General features: G+C 36.2%; 17 protein-coding genes. 11 read left to right on the top strand and 6 right to left on the bottom strand.

The window, feature by feature from the left end:
- Window positions 1–78: 78 nt before the first annotated feature.
- Genes hemE through AAC084_RS12315 form a run of 5 tightly spaced genes read left to right on the top strand, consistent with a single transcriptional unit; the run spans window position 79 to window position 4,338 of the window.
- Window positions 79–1,110, top strand: a complete 1,032-nt coding sequence (gene hemE, locus AAC084_RS12335) for a uroporphyrinogen decarboxylase (protein WP_339840508.1) — start codon at window positions 79–81, stop codon at window positions 1,108–1,110.
- Between the two features lie 57 nt (window positions 1,111–1,167).
- Entirely contained in the window at window positions 1,168–1,710 is a 543-nt protein-coding gene (locus tag AAC084_RS12330; RefSeq protein WP_339840507.1) for a GNAT family protein, read from the top strand.
- Window positions 1,700–2,602, top strand: a complete 903-nt coding sequence (hemF, locus tag AAC084_RS12325) for an oxygen-dependent coproporphyrinogen oxidase (RefSeq protein WP_339840506.1) — start codon at window positions 1,700–1,702, stop codon at window positions 2,600–2,602. The genes AAC084_RS12330 and hemF overlap by 11 nt, the downstream gene beginning before the upstream one ends.
- Window positions 2,593–3,537 (top strand): DUF4421 family protein, encoded by a 945-nt coding sequence (locus tag AAC084_RS12320; RefSeq protein WP_339840505.1) that lies wholly within the window; start codon window positions 2,593–2,595, stop codon window positions 3,535–3,537. The genes hemF and AAC084_RS12320 overlap by 10 nt, the downstream gene beginning before the upstream one ends.
- Window positions 3,538–3,549: 12 nt before the next feature.
- Window positions 3,550–4,338: a PhzF family phenazine biosynthesis protein gene (locus AAC084_RS12315; RefSeq protein WP_339840504.1), complete on the top strand. Its 789-nt coding sequence runs from the start codon at window positions 3,550–3,552 to the stop codon at window positions 4,336–4,338.
- 125 nt (window positions 4,339–4,463) lie between these two features.
- Here AAC084_RS12315 and AAC084_RS12310 read toward each other — a convergent pair whose 3' ends face one another.
- Together AAC084_RS12310 and AAC084_RS12305 are read right to left on the bottom strand one after the other, a co-directional pair.
- On the bottom strand, window positions 4,464–8,066 hold the full coding sequence (locus tag AAC084_RS12310; protein ID WP_339840503.1) for a M1 family aminopeptidase: 3,603 nt from the start codon (window positions 8,064–8,066) through the stop codon (window positions 4,464–4,466).
- 1 nt (window position 8,067) lies between these two features.
- Window positions 8,068–8,943, bottom strand: coding sequence for an ABC transporter ATP-binding protein (locus tag AAC084_RS12305; protein WP_339840502.1), 876 nt, complete (start codon window positions 8,941–8,943; stop codon window positions 8,068–8,070).
- A gap of 667 nt (window positions 8,944–9,610) precedes the next feature.
- On the opposite strand from AAC084_RS12305, the gene AAC084_RS12300 reads away from it, so the two are divergent.
- From AAC084_RS12300 to AAC084_RS12275, 6 genes are all read left to right on the top strand, one after another.
- Window positions 9,611–9,760 carry a hypothetical protein gene (locus AAC084_RS12300; RefSeq protein ID WP_339840501.1) on the top strand — a complete coding sequence of 50 codons (150 nt, stop codon included), beginning with the start codon at window positions 9,611–9,613 and terminating at the stop codon, window positions 9,758–9,760.
- 20 nt (window positions 9,761–9,780) lie between these two features.
- Complete coding sequence (gene hemB, locus AAC084_RS12295) at window positions 9,781–10,770, top strand: porphobilinogen synthase (RefSeq protein WP_339840500.1); 990 nt, start codon at window positions 9,781–9,783, stop codon at window positions 10,768–10,770.
- A 16-nt stretch (window positions 10,771–10,786) separates the two neighbouring features.
- Complete coding sequence (locus AAC084_RS12290; protein WP_339840499.1) at window positions 10,787–12,130, top strand: serine hydrolase; 1,344 nt, start codon at window positions 10,787–10,789, stop codon at window positions 12,128–12,130.
- 37 nt (window positions 12,131–12,167) lie between these two features.
- Window positions 12,168–13,292 carry a hemolysin family protein gene (locus tag AAC084_RS12285; RefSeq protein ID WP_339840498.1) on the top strand — a complete coding sequence of 375 codons (1,125 nt, stop codon included), beginning with the start codon at window positions 12,168–12,170 and terminating at the stop codon, window positions 13,290–13,292.
- A 14-nt stretch (window positions 13,293–13,306) separates the two neighbouring features.
- Complete coding sequence (locus AAC084_RS12280) at window positions 13,307–13,786, top strand: methylated-DNA--[protein]-cysteine S-methyltransferase (protein ID WP_339840497.1); 480 nt, start codon at window positions 13,307–13,309, stop codon at window positions 13,784–13,786.
- 400 nt (window positions 13,787–14,186) lie between these two features.
- Window positions 14,187–14,960 carry a DUF3800 domain-containing protein gene (locus AAC084_RS12275; RefSeq protein ID WP_339840496.1) on the top strand — a complete coding sequence of 258 codons (774 nt, stop codon included), beginning with the start codon at window positions 14,187–14,189 and terminating at the stop codon, window positions 14,958–14,960.
- Window positions 14,961–15,238: 278 nt separating this feature from the next.
- Here the strand turns inward: AAC084_RS12275 and AAC084_RS12270 are convergent, their stop codons facing one another.
- From AAC084_RS12270 to AAC084_RS12255, 4 genes are all read right to left on the bottom strand, one after another.
- Entirely contained in the window at window positions 15,239–16,381 is a 1,143-nt protein-coding gene (locus AAC084_RS12270; protein ID WP_339840495.1) for an IS91 family transposase, read from the bottom strand.
- Window positions 16,381–17,211 carry a tyrosine-type recombinase/integrase gene (locus AAC084_RS12265; protein ID WP_339840494.1) on the bottom strand — a complete coding sequence of 277 codons (831 nt, stop codon included), beginning with the start codon at window positions 17,209–17,211 and terminating at the stop codon, window positions 16,381–16,383. The genes AAC084_RS12270 and AAC084_RS12265 overlap by 1 nt, the downstream gene beginning before the upstream one ends.
- 416 nt (window positions 17,212–17,627) lie before the next feature.
- On the bottom strand, window positions 17,628–18,770 hold the full coding sequence (locus tag AAC084_RS12260) for an IS91 family transposase (protein WP_339840495.1): 1,143 nt from the start codon (window positions 18,768–18,770) through the stop codon (window positions 17,628–17,630).
- On the bottom strand, window positions 18,770–19,600 hold the full coding sequence (locus tag AAC084_RS12255) for a tyrosine-type recombinase/integrase (protein WP_339840494.1): 831 nt from the start codon (window positions 19,598–19,600) through the stop codon (window positions 18,770–18,772). Before AAC084_RS12255 ends, AAC084_RS12260 begins: the two co-directional genes overlap by 1 nt.
- Window positions 19,601–19,805: the final 205 nt, after the last annotated feature.

Genomic DNA, 19,805 nt, shown 5'->3' with positions numbered 1-19,805 from the left:
GTGATATAATATAAAATTACCGACTTTACGAGTTTAGCTAATTAAAAAAGCTTCTCGCAAAGACAACAAAGAGAACCTATGAGTTTAAAAAACGATTTATTCTTAAAAGCCTTAAAAGGTGAAACGGTAGAAAGACCACCAGTATGGATGATGCGCCAGGCAGGTAGATATTTGCCAGAATTTATGGCAATCAAAGAGAAATATGATTTCTTTACCCGCTGTCAGACTCCAGAATTGGCATCAGAAATTACGGTACAACCAATTCGTAGATATGGTATGGATGCCGCTATTTTGTTCAGCGATATTTTGGTTATTCCACAAGCAATGAATATTCATGTGGAAATGAAACCGAATTTTGGTCCGTATTTACCAAACCCTATCCGTTCTCAAAAAGATTTAGATAGTGTTATAGTACCAGATGTTCATGAAACATTAGGTTATGTGATGGAGGCTATAAAAGCTACAAAGGAAAAATTGAATGATGAAGTTCCTTTAATTGGTTTTGCCGGTTCCCCTTGGACAATCTTATGTTACTGCGTACAAGGTCAAGGAAGCAAAACTTTTGATAAAGCCAAAGAATTATGCTTTACACAACCTTTGGTAGCACATGAGCTTTTACAGAAAATTACCGATACTACTATAGCGTATTTAAAAGCAAAAGTAGCTGCAGGTGTCAATGCTGTCCAAGTATTTGATTCTTGGGGTGGCATGTTATCACCTACCGATTATCAAGAGTTTTCATGGAAATATATACAACAAATCATCGATGCATTAAAAGACGAAACCCCGGTTATTGTTTTCGGTAAAGGATGTTGGTTTGCGCTAGGCGATATGGCAAAATCAGGTGCTGCTGCATTAGGTGTAGATTGGACTTGTTCTGCTAAAAATGCACGTTATTTAAGTGGTGGCAAAATAACCCTACAAGGTAACTTTGATCCTGCACGATTATTATCTCCTCCATCCGAAATTAAAAAGATGGTACACCAAATGATAAACGAATTTGGTAAGGATAGCTATATTGTTAATTTAGGTCATGGTATCTTACCTAACATTCCTGTAGAGAATGCTAAGGCATTTATTGATGCTGTTAAGGAATACAAGCAGGCTTAATAGTTTTGTTTTAAATTAAGGGAATATTTAAGGAGTAGACTAACTTATAGTATACGTATGAATTCTTTCCATTTGCCCCATTTCGAGATAAATCCTATTTCTGAAAGAGATGGTTGGCGCTTATGCGATTTTATATCATCAAATGCCGATTATATAAAAAGGTACTTTCCAAAGACCGTTGCTGCAAATCTAAATCCGACCTTATCTAACATTTTTGTTTTAGATAAGGTATCAGAATTTCTGTCTGGAAAAGAGTATTTATTCACGCTTAAAGAACCTGAGCACAGAAAAATTATAGGTTTGGTTTACCTTAAAGAATTAAAAAGGGCGACCAAAGAAGCAGAACTTGCTTACTGCATATCATATCCATATAAAAGCAAAGGTTTCGCGTCACTAGCTGTTAAAGCCATTTCTGAATGGGGACTTACAGATCAGCATTTAAAGCAACTTAGAATTATAGTTCACAAATCTAATATTGGTAGTATTAAGGTAGCAGAAAATTGTGGTTATATTTGGAAAGAAACCTTATTAAAAGAACATACTCCGCCTAATGAAGACCCGTTAGATATGGAACTTTACGTCTTAAAAAATGAAAGATAAATTTTACGCATATATAGAACAACTTCAAGATACTATAACCGCTAAATTAGAAGAGGTAGATGGTAAAGCCATTTTTAAAGAAGACATTTGGGTTCGCCCAGAAGGCGGTGGCGGCCGTACCCGTGTAATTGAAAATGGTGCTGTTTTTGAAAAAGGAGGCGTAAATATTTCTGGTGTACATGGAGAACTTCCAGATAGCATGAAAGCTTATTTTAAAGTTGAAGATGCTAATTTTTTCGCCTGCGGACTTAGTTTAGTGCTACATCCAAAAAACCCAATGGTTCCAACAGTTCATGCGAACTGGCGTTATTTTGAACTGTACGGAAAAAATGGTGAAATCGTAGATCAATGGTTTGGAGGTGGTCAAGATTTAACTCCGTATTACCTTTTTGATGAAGATGCCAAACATTTTCATGAGGTTTGTAAATCTGCTTGCGATAAACACAACGATACTTTTTACAACTCCTATAAAAAACGTTGCGATGAGTATTTTTGGAATACGCATAGAAATGAAGCACGTGGTATTGGAGGTTTATTTTTCGATTATTGCAAGGCTACAGAAACTACAGGTATACCAGACTGGTATAATTTTGTAACCGAAGTCGGCAATAGCTTTTTAAACAGTTATGTACCGATTGTTATAAAAAGAAAAGACCTTGAATACACTAAAGAACAAAGGGATTGGCAAGAAATTAGAAGAGGTAGATACGTAGAATTTAATTTAGTTCATGACAAAGGGACCTTATTCGGATTAAAGACAAACGGAAGAATAGAAAGTATTCTAATGAGCCTACCTCCACATGTACAATGGGTATATGACCATCAACCAGAAAAAGGAAGTGAAGAAGAAAAATTGTTAGATGTATTAATGCAACCTAAAGAATGGGTATAAAAATAGTACTATTTTTCAGCATGCTATGTATTTCCCAACTAGCCAATGCACAAGATTCAGCTTATAAAGAGGCCTTTCCTGATAAAATCACCTTTAGATTGTCCTTACAGTCCACTTCTAATAATTTCACGCTTAGAGATAAGATTACACGTGCTAAAACTGAGTTCATTCCTAATGATAAAAGTTATTTAGGACTATCTGTACTCTTTCGGTTTTTAGAGGTCGATTTTGGTTATGCACCTAATTTTTTGTCGGAGAATAAAGACAATGAAGATTCGAAATTGATTACGTTCAATATTAGAACCTTTTTTGGCCAATTTATGCAAACCGTAGATTTCTATAAGCAAAAGGGATTCTTCATCCGCACACAAGATTTAACATTGCCTATAGATGATTTAAAAACAATAAAGATTGGCGGCACATCAAGCTATATATTTAACCGAGACTTTTCTTTTCGGGCGATTGGATTTCAAAATGAATGGCAGAAAGAAAGTGCCGGTAGTTTTATTCCCGGTATTTCTTATTACTATACCAAGTTTAAACTAGAAGATCCTGTATTAGAAAACCAGCTAGAACATTCCTTCAAACTAGCAGTTGGCCCTGGGTACTATTACAATTGGGTTTTCGACGAAAATTTTCTCATTTCTGCAGGTGGTACTGGAGGTTTAGGTTTTAATTTATCAAAATCACATGGCGAAACTTCCTTGACAGGACTAGCACAATTAATTTTTAGAATGACCGGGGGATACAACTCAGAATCCTTCTTCAGTGGCGTTAATATCAATACACAATTATTAACTCATACTTCAGCAGACAATCTTATACTAGATGACTCCATTAGTTTTCTTGAATTCTATATAGGGTATCGCTTTGACGCACCCAAGAAATGGATTAATAAGGCCGATGAGATAAGTCGTAAATTCGGGATAGAATAATATCATCTATCCATGAAACAGAAAATATATCAAATAGACGCCTTTACTACCAAATTATACGGCGGAAATCCGGCAGCAGTTTGCATACTTGACAACTGGTTAGATACTGAATTGATGCAAACAATAGCGGCAGAAAATAACTTAGCTGAAACCGCTTTTGCAGTACATAAAAATGACCATTATGAACTTCGTTGGTTTACGCCAGAAATTGAAGTTGACCTATGTGGTCATGCTACCCTAGCAACAGCCTTTGTTATCTTTAACTATTACGGTTTTACAGAAAATACACTTCGGTTTTTTTCTCCTAGAAGTGGAGAGTTATTAGTTCAAAAGAATCACGCAGGACTTTTAACATTGGACTTCCCTACGGATGATTTAATTCCCGTATCAGAACAAATCAATATTTCAAAAGCGATAGGAAAACAACCAACAGAAACTTTTAAAGGTAAAACCGATTATCTACTCATTTATAATTCTCAAGAAGAAATTGAAGCTATACAACCAGATTTCTACCTATTAAACAAATTGGATTGTAGAGGAGTTATTGTTACGGCAAAAGGTAACGATGTAGATTTTGTATCTCGTTTTTTTGCACCACAATGTGGCATTCCAGAAGATCCAGTAACCGGATCAGCACATACTACACTTACACCATATTGGTCAGCGAAATTGAACAAGAAAATATTATCGGCAAAACAACTTTCTGAACGTGGTGGCGAATTAGAATGTGAATTTCACGGAGATAGAGTAAAAATATCTGGATATGGTGTTTGTTATTTGGTTGGCGAAATAGAGATATAAATTTTCTAATTAGTGTTATATCCAAGTAATCGCCTTTTTTGATACTTATATTGAACATGAAAACCTGTCCGTTACATGACAAATGCCATTTACGAACAGGTTTTTATTAACTAAATAGAAATCAATTACTCCTCTACTGACTCTAGATTATCATCAGAATTACGATCAATTAATTTATTGTAAGGGTCTATACCGGCTTTTAATGGTTTTTCATCTGTAACTATAGTAAAAGTATTGTCACCTGCAGAAAGCCACTTTATTTCAAAGTAAAACGGGTTCTTGATAGTAACACCATCGTCACCTGTAATGTCTTCTCCAAATAAACCGATATCAACAAGATTTTTTTTCTCGTCTACCAATTTTTCCTTACCAGTATCATCATAATAAATCTTCTTAGAGTTGACTGTGAATGTGGTTTCCCATTTGCTATTATCTAGCTTTTTGGTTTTAGCATCCATCACACGATTCTCATAAAGAACAATCTCTTTAAAACCATCATCAACCTTATATTTTAAAGAATCTGGAGTAACATTATAAATAGCTTTATACAAATCTTCGGAAGTAGCATATACTCCTTTTTCAAAATATTTGTATTCATTCAAGAATGTTTTAAGTCCCGCATTTATAACATCTTCACCAATGACATCTTGCAAATCATACATAATCATTGATCCTTTTTGGTACCAAATATGCTGAGCGGTCTCTACATCTATTAATGGTCTTTCAGGCTTAAAGCTGAATGATCTTCTAGATAGATAAGCATCTAATGAAGGTTTTAAAAACCCTTTAATACCGTTTTCACCATATTCTTGCTTTAATGTCATTAACGAAACATACTCTGCTAAGGTTTCTGAAATGATATTAGCTCCAGAAGTATTACTAGGTGTTACAATATGCCCCCACCATTGGTGTGCAATTTCATGGGATGTAGTACTAAAAGCATAGTTAAAATCTTCTTCATTAGAAAAATCAGCTACAAACCCGAAATCTTCTGAGTAAGGTATTGTTGTTGCAAAAGACTGTGCGTACACGGTATGAGCTGGAAACTCGATAATTCTAATTACAGAATAAGGATATTCATGAAAATTCTTAGAATTGTACGCTAAAGAAATTTTAACTCCTTTGACAAAAGATTCTAAATTCTTATCATGCTTAGGAGAGTGGTATATCTCAATAGTCACTTTCTTTCCACTAGGCGCCATCCAAACATCTTTTTTAACTTCATATTCCGCAGATACAAAATTGAAGAATTGAATAGATTTATTTTCCATTTTATAATTAAAATAGCTTCTGTCGTCATGATCCCACTTTTCAATCAAAACACCTGGAGCTACTGCTATTTGACCTTTAGATGTACTAATTGTAGTTTCAAAATCAACATAATTGCTATCCCCATTAATACCATTTGTTTTCAACCCCAAGCTATCGGTTCTAGGAGGATAAATAAAATCTAATTCTTCTAAACCGTATTTCTTTCGAACTCCGTTTTCTGTTAATTTTCTTTCGAAGTGAAAAGTTGGAAAAATACTACTATTAAAAAATGTGCCATTGTTTAAAATTGCAACTTCTCTATCCATTCCAAATCCGTGTGTACGAACTTGTGTTTCAATTACCAAATTGGCAGAATCTTTTGGCTGTAAAGAATTAGGTAATTTATAAATGAACAATTTATATAAAGAGTCACTCAAAAAAGGTTGAATCTCTTGATCATTATAAAGCACCTTTGTAATCTTACTATCATTAATTGGAAATTCCATTTCCATTAAAATAGTATCAATAGGCTGATTTGATGGGTTTACAACTTTAAAAACTCCTTTAGCATTAGCACCACGTGTTTTAGGAAAAATATCTATATCTGCCTTAATACTCAACACTTGTATATGAGGCTTATCTATATACTTTCCATAAGCTTTTTCTGCATCTGCCATCAGTTTCTCACTGTAATCTTCATCTTCTAAATGATTCAGAACTTTTAAATTATAAAAGCTATAAGCACCCACAGAAATAAATGCAAAGAAGAAAAACAAGGTATATGCAACTGTTTTACCTTTAAACCTACTCTTAGCTAACTTTAAACGTTCTTTTGCCGAAGAATAGAAACCTCTACTCCAGAATACACTACCAATAGCCGCCAATGTGCACGTAAAAAGAATCCAATATAAGTTCAACCAAAACTTACCAGTTAAGTAATGTCCGAATCCATTTAAGTCACTTATAAAATCAGGCGTTGTTTCTCCAAAACCTAAAAGTGGATTATTTGTTTTCAACACTAAACTTACCAACATTGGTATACCCGCATAAATTATAATTACAATAAAATGGCCTAAAAATTTATTGTTTACCAGCACATGAATAAAGAATGCCAATAACAATATAGCAACATACGACGGAAAAAGAGATGTGAAATTATAAGTCAGGTACATACCCAATTCATAATCAAAATACCCATTACCTGTTTGATACAAAATACCAACTAGTATATTGATTAAGGTTAGCAACACGGCAACACCAATAAGCGAAATGATCTTTGAAAGATATAGTGTAGTATTACTTACCGGTAGCGCATCATAAAATTCAAAAGTCTTATTACTTCGTGTACGATGCACTGCTTCACCAGAATAAATAATCAAAATAACTGTTGAAAGCATCGCTATACCACCAGTTATATAAGAAACCATAAATCTAGTAAGCGGCAAGGATGGTGTACCATTATACTGATTATTTTGATAGGTTATAAAACCTGCTACTATTATGCCAATAATAATCAATACAAGAAATACAGGTTCTTTAACTATAGATAAAAATTCTATTTTACTTAAAGACCATAAGCTTTGTCGCTCTGCCTTTTTACTGAATTCTTGAACAACACTAATTGTTTCTGAAGATGCTATTATATCATTATCTTCTTTTACATTCTTCTTTTTCTTGGAGGATAAAAACCCTTTATATGAAAATTTAAATAGTGTAAAGACAAATATTAATATACCTAAAGACAACCATAATAAACGATTTAGCATAAACTTACCTGTTAAAGCCAATTGGTTGGTATTTAACTCGTCTACAGACCAATATTTAGTTAAAAAGCTATAAGCAGATTGCCCAAAAGGATCAACAAAAATACTAAGCCATTGGGTATCTAAACTAGATAATAATTGCCTCGATAATATGGTTGCAATAAGTATTAAAATACCACCTAAATACAAAATTGACATTCTTTTAAAAAATGTCATCAGGCAGAAGAAAAGACTACCGATGAAAAAAGAATTAAAAACCAATAAGTATAAAAATGGAAAAAAGTAAGACCAAAAATTAAAATCAGTATAGGTACCATAGTCTGGCCTATCTAATAAAGCACCAAGTACAAAGCCAAACATAGCACCAAACATAGCTGCAATGTTCATTATTGTTACAATAGTAAAACTACCCCAAAAACGACCTAGTATATAGCTTTTCTCAGAAACAGGAAAAGTAAAATAGGTCTGTGCAGTTTTATGCTCTTCATCTCTATACACAGGTACACCCATAATAGCAGCATAAAAGAACAACGCTATAGTACTTAATCCACCAAGAACACTTACAATAGCACTAGGGCTATTGGTGAATTCTGCAGTAGCAGATTCTGCAAATACCCCAAGTAAGAAAGGTATTAGAAACATGATAATTATGTAGATATAAGTGACCGGTCGTCGAAGCCTATACTTTAGCTCAAATAAGAATATTTCTTTCATATTAAACAGTTTGAGGTTGGTTAATACTATAGAAATAGAAGTCTTCTAAATTATTGGCAACTTCTTCAAACCCTTCACCTGGCACGCCTTCTGCGTACACATTTACATATAGGTTGCCACTACGTAAATAAGTGGATAATACATTATATTCTGACTGGTATTTTTCAACTTCTTCCTTAGCAATGTTTTTACGGAATACTTTGTTATTTAATGTATTTGAGAGTTCTAACGGATGACCCTGCACCACTACACTACCCTCATTAAATACTGCCATATTTGTACAAAGATTAATAACATCGTCGACAATATGTGTTGATAATATTACTACGGCATCTTCACCAAGTTCACTTAATAAATTATGAAAACGGTTACGTTCTAATGGATCCAGACCTGCAGTTGGTTCATCTACAATTATTAATTTAGGATTACCGATCAAGGCCTGAGCTATACCAAATCGCTGTCTCATACCACCAGAATAATCACCAAGATTACGCTTACGGAATTTGTAGAGGTTTACCTTATTCAATAAATCTGCGACATATCCTTTTCGGTCAGTTTTACTTTGTATACCCTTAATTTTTGCAATATGGTTTAACATCATTTCTGCTGATACTTTTGGATAGACTCCAAAATCTTGAGGTAAGTAACCCAATAATTTTCTAACCTCATCTGGTTCTTCAAAAACATCAATGTCGTTGAATTTTATATGTCCGCTATCTGCTAATTGTAATGTAGCAATAGTTCTCATTAAGGTAGATTTACCTGCCCCATTTGGACCTAAAAGTCCAAACATGCCTTTACCTATTTCTAGATTAACATTGTTTAAGGCTTGTGTTCCGTTCGGATACGTTTTGTTTAAATTGGTTATTGAAAGCATAGTTTAATTGGTTTTCAAGGTTAGTATTGAGATGTCTAATACGTGTTTAAAATTATCAAAAAGTTACACCAGCGAATAAGAATTTTAATTATTTCATATAACTTCACTTACAAAATAGCGGTAATTATTCTTATTCAAATCGTCTAAGTCATTTAAATTTGAATTAGACAAATTTCACAGGCTTGTCTTTATTTATTGTAAAACAGATTAACGCATATACCAACTCATAAGAAATTAAATCGAAATTTCTATTTGGGGTAAACAACTCCAACGACCTATTTCTCCATTGATTTCTAATGGTTAAGGTTGTTGAAAGTACTAATGTTGGCTTTCCTTTACGTATTAATATTTCAAGTCCGAGTATAGTTTTCCACAAACCAGGTGGCGCTATAACATGTAAGTGCTCATATTTTATATGTTCTTGAAAACCTTCTAAAAACTTTTGTTGTTAGTTACGCCAGGTATATTTGAATTGTAAAATTTCACTGAATTTCTGCATCAAGAATCATTTAGCCGCTACCCCCATAAAAATAAGTAATAACGACTGTAGCTATTATTCAAATTCACCTATTTTTGTAGAAACTTCAAGATACATATGCTTTGATTAAGTAAAGTCTAGACTTTGCAGAGAAAAAGCAAGAAAGAGTTTGCATATAAATATTCGGATATGGCAAAAAAAGGCAAGGCTAAAAATACATTGAACAAAGCAAAGCATGCCAAGCTAATGGATAGAAAGAAGAACAAATTGAAAAAAGAAGCTGAGCTAAGAAAAGCACGGTTAAAAAACATTATCAGAAAAAGTAAAGAATCTGAATAAATATTGAAAAAAATAGAATTATGTACCCACTAATTAGAAATAGAAGACTTAGAAATTCAGAAGCTATTCGTAGTTTGGTAAGAGAAACTATCATTACCCCGAATGATTTTTTAGTCCCGCTTTTCGTAGTTGAAGGCAAAGGTATTAAAGAGGAAATCGCTTCAATGCCTAACTATTACCGTCTCAGTTTGGACAATTTAACTAAAGAAGTGAAAGAACTTTGGAAAATGGGTTTACGTTCTGTTTTACTTTTTGTAAAAGTGCCCGATAACCTAAAGGATAATCAAGGTTCAGAAGCTTTAAATGAAAACGGATTAATGCAGTTAGCTATTAAAACGGTTAAAAATGCTTGTCCAGAAATGTTAGTAATGACCGATGTTGCCCTAGACCCATATTCTTCTTACGGCCATGATGGTATAGTTTCAGACGGTCTTATTCTAAATGATGAAAGTGTTGAAGTTTTGACAGAGATGAGTGTTTCTCATGCCAAAGCTGGTGCCGATTTTGTTGCTCCTAGTGATATGATGGACGGTCGCATACTTAGTATTCGAGAAGCTTTAGAAGATGAAGGTTATTTAAATACCGGTATTATGGCGTACAGCGCCAAATATGCCAGTGCATTTTACGGTCCGTTTAGGGATGCTTTAGATTCTGCACCAGTAGATATAAAAAATGTGCCTAAGGATAAAAAAACATATCAAATGGATTTCGCGAACAGGTTTGAAGCTATTCGTGAAACACAACTGGATATTGAAGAAGGAGCAGATATTGTCATGGTAAAACCTGGACTTTGTTATTTAGATATTGTACGTGAAATTAAAAACGAAGTGGATGTTCCTGTTGCCGTTTATCAGGTTTCTGGTGAATACGCCATGGTAAAAGCAGCAGCAGAAAAGGGTTGGCTAGACCATGATGCTGTAGTAATGGAACAACTAACCGCCATTAAACGTGCGGGTGCAAATATAATTGCTAGTTACTTTGCTAAGGATGCTGTAAGGATTCTAGGATAATTTTTTACACCCTATAATGAATAAATTATTTTTTATACTATTTGGTTTATTAAGCTGGGTTCTTGTTGCGCAAGAAGAGAACACTGGTCAGTTATTACTTCCGGTTGGTTCTAGTTTACAAACATCATCATTAGCTGCTTTTGAGTTAGACTCCGTCCTCATTTATCAAAATGTAGATAGCATAATAACAAACGGTATAAAAAATAATGCATTTCCTGGAGTACAGGTTTTGATTGCCAAAAAGGGGAACATTATTTTTCATAATGCTTACGGTTTTCACACCTATGATAGTATACAGCCAGTTGCTCTAAATGATATTTACGACTTAGCATCGGTAACCAAAATATTAGGTCCGTTACCTGCAATAATGAAATTGGTAGATGAAGGTAGATTAGATGTAGACAAACCTTTTAGCTCTTATTGGAAACCTTGGAAAAGGCAAAAAGACAAGAGAAATATAACGCTTAGAGAAATTTTAGCACATCAGGCTGGCTTACAACCCTATATTGTTTTTCTTGGAGAAACTTTGAAAAATAACGGTCGGTTTAAAAAAAGATTTTTTCGTAAGAGGGCTAATAATAAATTTAGCAATGTAGCATTTGAAGGTATTTATGTTAAAAATAGATTCAACAGAAAAATGTACAGAATAATTAATCGTTCTGAAGTTTCAGAAGATAAAAAATACAAGTATTCAGGTTTAACATTTCTCATTTTTCCCGAATTGATTTCTCAGATTACAGGAATGCCCTATGCTGAATATATGGACCAAGAATTTTATAAACCACTTGGTATGAAAACTTTTGGATTTTTACCAAGTACTAAAGATTTCTCGAATAAGATTGTCCCAACTGAAGAGGATACTATATTTAGACATACCCTAACACAAGGTTGGGTACATGATGAAAATGCATCGTTATTAGGAGGCATTTCAGGCAATGCAGGTTTATTTGGTACTGCCGATGATTTAGCCATTATTATGCAAATGTTTATGCAAAACGGACTTTATGCCGGAAAACGATATATTTCAGAAAAGACGTTAAAAGAGTTTACCCATGTACAGTTTCCGGATAATGAAAATAGAAGAGGTTTAGGTTTCGATAAGCCATATTTGAATAATGATCAATTTACTTTGGCAGATGCTTACCCTGCACCAGAGGTAAGTGCAACTAGTTTTGGACACAGTGGTTTCACAGGAACATTTGTATGGGCAGATCCAGAAAATCAATTGGTTTTTATATTCCTCTCGAATAGAGTCTATCCTACTCGTGAAAATCGCAATATTTACGAACTTAATATTCGTTCATCCATCCAACAAATATTATATCAGGCATTTGATACGTCAAAACAGCACAAACCTTAGTTATTTTATTAATATCTTCGATTTATAAATCAACCCTATGGGCTTATTACTTTTTTACGCGTTTATTTCTATTTTCTTCTCATTTCTGTGTTCTATATTAGAAGCGGTATTATTGAGTATAACTCCAACTTTCATAAATGTAAAAAAGAAAGAAGGTCATGCTTATGCTAAAACCTTAGAGGCACTTAAAAAAGATGTAGATCAACCTTTAATTGCTATTTTAACCATAAATACTATTGCCCACACTGTTGGTGCAATTTTGGTAGGTGTACAAGCGAAGGTAGCTTACGCCGAACTATACGGTAGCGAAACTAAAACAATACTTGGTATAACGTTTTCTGAAGATTTAATGGTTGGGGTAGTTTCTACCATCATGACCATTCTTATACTTGTAGCTTCTGAAATAATACCAAAAACTATTGGAGCTACATACTGGAAACAACTAGCCAACTTTTCAACCAAAACCTTAAAAATTATGGTTTTAGGTTTGAAGTATACCGGTTTGTTGTGGTTATTACGCCTTTTTACCAAAATGGTCGGTGGCGGCAAACACCATGGTAGTGTTTTAAGCAGAGAAGATTTTCATGCTATGACCGATATGGCGCATGAAGAAGGTGTATTTGAAAAATCTGAATCTACCATCATTAAAAACTTATTAAAGTTCGATGAAGTTTTGGTAAAAGATATTATGACTCCTAGAGCTGTAATGAAAGTAGCTTCTGACGAAAAAACGATTGCAGATTTCTTCGCCGATAATCCCAAATTGCGATTTTCTAGAATTCCCGTTTATACTGAGAACATCGATAATATTACTGGTTTTGTTTTGAAGGATAATGTTCTTGAAGAAATGATCGATCAGAACGGAGAAATTCCGTTGAAAGATATTAAGCGCGAAATTCTAGTAACCCGTAGAAGTACTCCTATACCTACCCTATTCGAAATATTCATTGAAAAACGTGAAGCAATTGCATTGGTTGTAGATGAATATGGTTCTGTTAGTGGAATAGTAACTATGGAAGATGTCATAGAAACGCTACTAGGACTCGAAATAATGGACGAGAGCGACAATATTGCCGATTTGCAGAGTCTTGCTCGTAAAAATTGGGAAAAACGCGCTCAGGCAACCGGAGTGATCGAAAAGCCTACTTCGCCAGACGAATAAACTTCAAGAATACCATGGAAGAGGATATTGCTTTTATAAATACTCCCCTAGGCGTTGCCAAAATTATTGGTGATGCTGATGGTCTGTCCTCTATAACCGTTCTTAATTCTGATGAACCCCTTACCGATGTTATACCTGAATCTTTAGAAGATGCCGTTTATCAATTAAACGAATATTTTGAAGGGATAAGGACCAACTTCGTTCTAAAGCTGAACCCTGAAGGAACAAAATTTCAAAAGAAGGTTTGGGTAGCGTTGCAAAACATACCATACGGGAAATCTACATCTTATTTAGAACTTGCAAAATCTTTAGGAGATCCAAAGGCAATTAGAGCTGCCGCCTCGGCAAATGCTCGTAATCCGTTATGGATTGTTATACCTTGCCATAGGGTTATTGGTCTTGATGGTTCTTTAACAGGCTATGCAGGAGGCTTACACAGAAAACAGTGGTTATTGAACCATGAGAGTCCGTTTAAACAGCAAAGTTTGTTCTAAAACAGCTCGGTTTAACCGATCAAAAAACAAACCACCTAGTTTGTTTATTATCAAAAACACCTTCTAAACTTATTACTCTTTGCATTTTATCGATACAATTGCGATTGCCGTCGTTACTATCAACAATTAAAAACGCATTCTACAAGTAAAAAACCGACTACTTGGTCGGTTCTCTATTTTTAAGGAAATTTTCTTCTGAGTTCTATGAATAACCAAATACCTCCATAGATTTTATAGCGATTATGGTTTTCCGTAATGGAATGTGAGATGTTAATTGTAGGTTTATTCTTTAGTACAATATTAGTGAGCAGACAAAATAGATAATTACATATATTCCTAGATATTGGGGTATATATGTAATTGTACATATATACAATCGTTGGCAACAATTAAGACAAAAATGACGAAAATATACATTGATGATTCCGTTCACGAAAGAGGTAATTTTGTTGTTAGTGGAATAGTTGTAACCAAAGAAAATATTGAAAACCGAATTTCTGAAAGTCTAAAAAATAACGGATTCGACCCTGAAAATTATGAATTCAAAAGCGGGTTAAACTACAGAAAGCATCCTAAAATGTTGAATGTAAGAAATGATTTAAAAAATATCATTTCTTCAGTATGTAAAATTGGACTTGTTGTTTTACCAATTGAGGAAAGACCAAATATTGGAATAGAGACTTTTAAAGGTCTTAAGAAAATAATCAACTCAAACGAATTTGGAAAGAATATTGAAATTTATGTTGACCAAAATTATTTTAGAAACGTAAATGCAGGAAAAGAATATGCAAGGGAAATTGGGTTGAAAACCTATGAATTAAATTTAGAATTAGATTCAAAAAAATTTAAAGGAATTCAACTCGCTGATTTAGTTGCTCATTCTTGTTCTACAATGTTACTTGAGCAATTAAAAATTATTGACAAAAAAGTAAAAGCAGGCGATAATTCTGGTTACGAACCTGATTTAGATATAGAATTAGGTTTTGAATTATGGGCTGGAATTAGATATAATCTTCTTGGAGAAATTGATATGGAACGTTTTGAAACAGGAGATGGTTTTCCTATGAAAATGACAGAACCTTATGGACTTTATATTTCTGAATTTTGCGACAATGAACTAAAGGAAAATGTAAAAGAAAGATTTGGAGAAATTTATATGGGATGTATACATTAAATAACTGTTGCCAATAACTAAGCATTCGTGCGGTCGGTACGACCCAGCATGAATGTGGTGTTGAACTACACCGGTTGCTTGGTCTCATAGATTCCTATGGTGATTGATATGAATTAGGTGTGTAATCTAAAGTCGCTTCTGCTTTGGCAGCGGTGCAATTTTCGCATCCTTTTACACATTATAGGTAATTTTTGCGCTCCAGAGTCTTTAGTTGCTAGCAATAACCTTCTTTTTTGATAAAAACGTTCACTTTAGTCACTAGGTGTCCTGTACAGCCATTACGCTGTTTTAATTTTTGGTGTTCTATGTTGTTGTTTCAGTTTCTTGATCCAATGTTTGGGCGGTCCTCTGCTGTCGAACATAAACACCGTGACCAAAGTACCTACTTTGCACCTAGGGCATCTGCGGTGTAAAATAGGTCGTGATTCTTGTTTTTTGGGTGGCGCACCCATTTCTGCCAAAAGTAGCGGTAGTACTATTTTCTTTTTTGTACTGCTCAAAATACCATAGTGGCGTATGCGCACAAAACCCTTGGGCAGTATGTGCAAGGCAAAACGCCGTATAAATTCTGCATCGCTTAGACTAAGAGTTGTTTTAGCGCCCCCTTTTCTATAGTCCTTACCCGTAAAACCAACCCGACCATTAGCAAGGGATTGTATTCTGTGATTGCTAATGGCAATCTTATGGGTATACCTACCTAAGTATTCCAAAACATAGTTTGGACTTGCAAAAGGACGTTTGGCATACACTACCCAATCCTTGGCGAAGAGGGTATCGTAATAGGACTGCGGCTCATCAAGTTCAGTTCTCAGGTTGGCTATAAAACGAGCTCTAAACACCTTACTCATTGCCTTTACCGGGAACAGGTATTTCCCCTTGTTCTTGGCATATTTCCATTTTCCATTGGCACTAACACCACCTCCTGGTACAATACAATGCAAATGCGGATGGAGACTTAGGTTCTGACCCCAAGTATGTAGTATGGATACCATGCCCATAGTGGCCCCAAGGAACTTCGAGTTGCCTCCGAAATCTTGAACAACACCCCATGCGGTCTTGAACAAAATTGTATATACCGCTTTTGGTGCATATAGGCATAACCGGTTCAGCGTATCGGGCAAGGTAAACACTATATGAAAATAAGGCACGTTGAGCAGTTCCGCTTCTCTTGCCTGTATCCATTGTTCCCGTTGGTGGCCTTGACACTTAGGGCAATGCCGATTGCGACAACTATTATAGCTTAGATGCAGCTGCTTGCATTGAGTATTATTGCAACGGTCTATATGACCGCCAAGTGCTGCCGTTCTACATTTACGCAAGGCATGCAAGGTTCGTAATTGCCACGTATTGCTTGTATACTGTGCTAACAGTTCTTCATTACGCTCCAATACATCGGCCACTTGATATAAGGGCCGCTGCATTACTGCGAACTGTATAACTTCTCCAAGGGACTAAAAACAGCGCACTTGGCCTGTTGTGACACGTGCAGGTACACCATGGTGGTCTGGATGTCTACATGACCTAAAAGGTCTTTTAGACTCATAATATCCATTCCCATTTCCAATAAATGCGTAGCATAGGTATGGCGCAGGCTATGGGTAGTCACTTCTTTTAAGATGCCGCTATGTTGCCTAGCTTGTTTTACCACCCATTGTACGCCGTTGGGAGACAGGCCTACAGGCTTGCCGGATGTATCATTCCCATTGAAAAGCCATTGCTTGGGACGCTCTGCAGCAAGATAAATCCGTATGCCCCGAACCAGTAAACTACATAAGGGTACATAGCGGTCTTTACGACCTTTACCCTGGCGTATATGGAGTTGTAACCTATCCGTATCTACATCTTTAATATGTAGTCCGCGAAGCTCTGCATTGCGAAGACCGCAACCATAGAGCAGCGCCAATAGCAAGCGGTGCTTGTGTAACTTGGGGGTCTTTAACAGTAACTTTACTTCTTCCCTGCTCAGTACTACGGGGAGTTTCTTTGGCTGTTCTATGGAGGGCAATGCTACCCGATGCTCGGGCAGATCATAAACTCGATACAAATACCGAAGGCCATAAACGGTATGCTTAAAGAAGCTATCTGAGGGGGTTTTGTGCTGCTTTTTTTGGTAATGTAAATAGTCTAGAACCTGCTCACGGTCCAATTCCAAAGGACTACAGCCAAAATACAAAACCATATGTGAAAGACAACGAGCGTAATTGGTAAGTGTACTTTTACTCTTCCCCGACAATTCAACAGAGCGCTCCAACTTTTGATAATTGATAGAGAACCCAGGAACCATTTTACAGGCCCGTTCAATCAGAGTACTACTTTTTTTTCATAATTTAGACTTTAAGGATTGAATAATACTTAAAGGTAGTGAAGGGTATTTTCTTGAAGCTACCTTTAGGTTTAGTTCAATAACTAAGCATTCGTGCGGTCGGTACGACCCAGCATGAATGTGGTGTTGAACTACACCGGTTGCTTGGTCTCATAGATTCCTATGGTGATTGATATGAATTAGGTGTGTAATCTAAAGTCGCTTCTGCTTTGGCAGCGGTGCAATTTTCGCATCCTTTTACACATTATAGGTAATTTTTGCGCTCCAGAGTCTTTAGTTGCTAGCAATAACCTTCTTTTTTGATAAAAACGTTCACTTTAGTCACTAGGTGTCCTGTACAGCCATTACGCTGTTTTAATTTTTGGTGTTCTATGTTGTTGTTTCAGTTTCTTGATCCAATGTTTGGGCGGTCCTCTGCTGTCGAACATAAACACCGTGACCAAAGTACCTACTTTGCACCTAGGGCATCTGCGGTGTAAAATAGGTCGTGATTCTTGTTTTTTGGGTGGCGCACCCATTTCTGCCAAAAGTAGCGGTAGTACTATTTTCTTTTTTGTACTGCTCAAAATACCATAGTGGCGTATGCGCACAAAACCCTTGGGCAGTATGTGCAAGGCAAAACGCCGTATAAATTCTGCATCGCTTAGACTAAGAGTTGTTTTAGCGCCCCCTTTTCTATAGTCCTTACCCGTAAAACCAACCCGACCATTAGCAAGGGATTGTATTCTGTGATTGCTAATGGCAATCTTATGGGTATACCTACCTAAGTATTCCAAAACATAGTTTGGACTTGCAAAAGGACGTTTGGCATACACTACCCAATCCTTGGCGAAGAGGGTATCGTAATAGGACTGCGGCTCATCAAGTTCAGTTCTCAGGTTGGCTATAAAACGAGCTCTAAACACCTTACTCATTGCCTTTACCGGGAACAGGTATTTCCCCTTGTTCTTGGCATATTTCCATTTTCCATTGGCACTAACACCACCTCCTGGTACAATACAATGCAAATGCGGATGGAGACTTAGGTTCTGACCCCAAGTATGTAGTATGGATACCATGCCCATAGTGGCCCCAAGGAACTTCGAGTTGCCTCCGAAATCTTGAACAACACCCCATGCGGTCTTGAACAAAATTGTATATACCGCTTTTGGTGCATATAGGCATAACCGGTTCAGCGTATCGGGCAAGGTAAACACTATATGAAAATAAGGCACGTTGAGCAGTTCCGCTTCTCTTGCCTGTATCCATTGTTCCCGTTGGTGGCCTTGACACTTAGGGCAATGCCGATTGCGACAACTATTATAGCTTAGATGCAGCTGCTTGCATTGAGTATTATTGCAACGGTCTATATGACCGCCAAGTGCTGCCGTTCTACATTTACGCAAGGCATGCAAGGTTCGTAATTGCCACGTATTGCTTGTATACTGTGCTAACAGTTCTTCATTACGCTCCAATACATCGGCCACTTGATATAAGGGCCGCTGCATTACTGCGAACTGTATAACTTCTCCAAGGGACTAAAAACAGCGCACTTGGCCTGTTGTGACACGTGCAGGTACACCATGGTGGTCTGGATGTCTACATGACCTAAAAGGTCTTTTAGACTCATAATATCCATTCCCATTTCCAATAAATGCGTAGCATAGGTATGGCGCAGGCTATGGGTAGTCACTTCTTTTAAGATGCCGCTATGTTGCCTAGCTTGTTTTACCACCCATTGTACGCCGTTGGGAGACAGGCCTACAGGCTTGCCGGATGTATCATTCCCATTGAAAAGCCATTGCTTGGGACGCTCTGCAGCAAGATAAATCCGTATGCCCCGAACCAGTAAACTACATAAGGGTACATAGCGGTCTTTACGACCTTTACCCTGGCGTATATGGAGTTGTAACCTATCCGTATCTACATCTTTAATATGTAGTCCGCGAAGCTCTGCATTGCGAAGACCGCAACCATAGAGCAGCGCCAATAGCAAGCGGTGCTTGTGTAACTTGGGGGTCTTTAACAGTAACTTTACTTCTTCCCTGCTCAGTACTACGGGGAGTTTCTTTGGCTGTTCTATGGAGGGCAATGCTACCCGATGCTCGGGCAGATCATAAACTCGATACAAATACCGAAGGCCATAAACGGTATGCTTAAAGAAGCTATCTGAGGGGGTTTTGTGCTGCTTTTTTTGGTAATGTAAATAGTCTAGAACCTGCTCACGGTCCAATTCCAAAGGACTACAGCCAAAATACAAAACCATATGTGAAAGACAACGAGCGTAATTGGTAAGTGTACTTTTACTCTTCCCCGACAATTCAACAGAGCGCTCCAACTTTTGATAATTGATAGAGAACCCAGGAACCATTTTACAGGCCCGTTCAATCAGAGTACTACTTTTTTTTCATAATTTAGACTTTAAGGATTGAATAATACTTAAAGGTAGTGAAGGGTATTTTCTTGAAGCTACCTTTAGGTTTAGTTCAACAAAGAACTGAGGTAAAAAACAAACAAATTCTTCTTTAATCTGAGGCAATATT

The organism is uncultured Maribacter sp., assembly GCF_963977385.1.
Taxonomy (GTDB): domain Bacteria; phylum Bacteroidota; class Bacteroidia; order Flavobacteriales; family Flavobacteriaceae; genus Maribacter.
This window is presented reverse-complemented; position numbering and strand designations above follow the sequence as displayed.

Coding starts and splice junctions, on each gene's coding strand:
- hemF (WP_339840506.1), top strand. CDS start 1,700: ATGAAAGATAAATTTTACGCATATATAGAACAACTTCAAGATACTATA.
- AAC084_RS12320 (WP_339840505.1), top strand. CDS start 2,593: ATGGGTATAAAAATAGTACTATTTTTCAGCATGCTATGTATTTCCCAA.
- AAC084_RS12310 (WP_339840503.1), bottom strand. CDS start 8,066: ATGAAAGAAATATTCTTATTTGAGCTAAAGTATAGGCTTCGACGACCG.
- AAC084_RS12300 (WP_339840501.1), top strand. CDS start 9,611: ATGGCAAAAAAAGGCAAGGCTAAAAATACATTGAACAAAGCAAAGCAT.
- AAC084_RS12330 (WP_339840507.1), top strand. CDS start 1,168: ATGAATTCTTTCCATTTGCCCCATTTCGAGATAAATCCTATTTCTGAA.
- AAC084_RS12285 (WP_339840498.1), top strand. CDS start 12,168: ATGGGCTTATTACTTTTTTACGCGTTTATTTCTATTTTCTTCTCATTT.
- AAC084_RS12275 (WP_339840496.1), top strand. CDS start 14,187: ATGACGAAAATATACATTGATGATTCCGTTCACGAAAGAGGTAATTTT.
- AAC084_RS12315 (WP_339840504.1), top strand. CDS start 3,550: ATGAAACAGAAAATATATCAAATAGACGCCTTTACTACCAAATTATAC.
- AAC084_RS12280 (WP_339840497.1), top strand. CDS start 13,307: ATGGAAGAGGATATTGCTTTTATAAATACTCCCCTAGGCGTTGCCAAA.
- hemB (WP_339840500.1), top strand. CDS start 9,781: ATGTACCCACTAATTAGAAATAGAAGACTTAGAAATTCAGAAGCTATT.
- hemE (WP_339840508.1), top strand. CDS start 79: ATGAGTTTAAAAAACGATTTATTCTTAAAAGCCTTAAAAGGTGAAACG.
- AAC084_RS12270 (WP_339840495.1), bottom strand. CDS start 16,381: ATGCAGCGGCCCTTATATCAAGTGGCCGATGTATTGGAGCGTAATGAA.
- AAC084_RS12260 (WP_339840495.1), bottom strand. CDS start 18,770: ATGCAGCGGCCCTTATATCAAGTGGCCGATGTATTGGAGCGTAATGAA.
- AAC084_RS12290 (WP_339840499.1), top strand. CDS start 10,787: ATGAATAAATTATTTTTTATACTATTTGGTTTATTAAGCTGGGTTCTT.
- AAC084_RS12305 (WP_339840502.1), bottom strand. CDS start 8,943: ATGCTTTCAATAACCAATTTAAACAAAACGTATCCGAACGGAACACAA.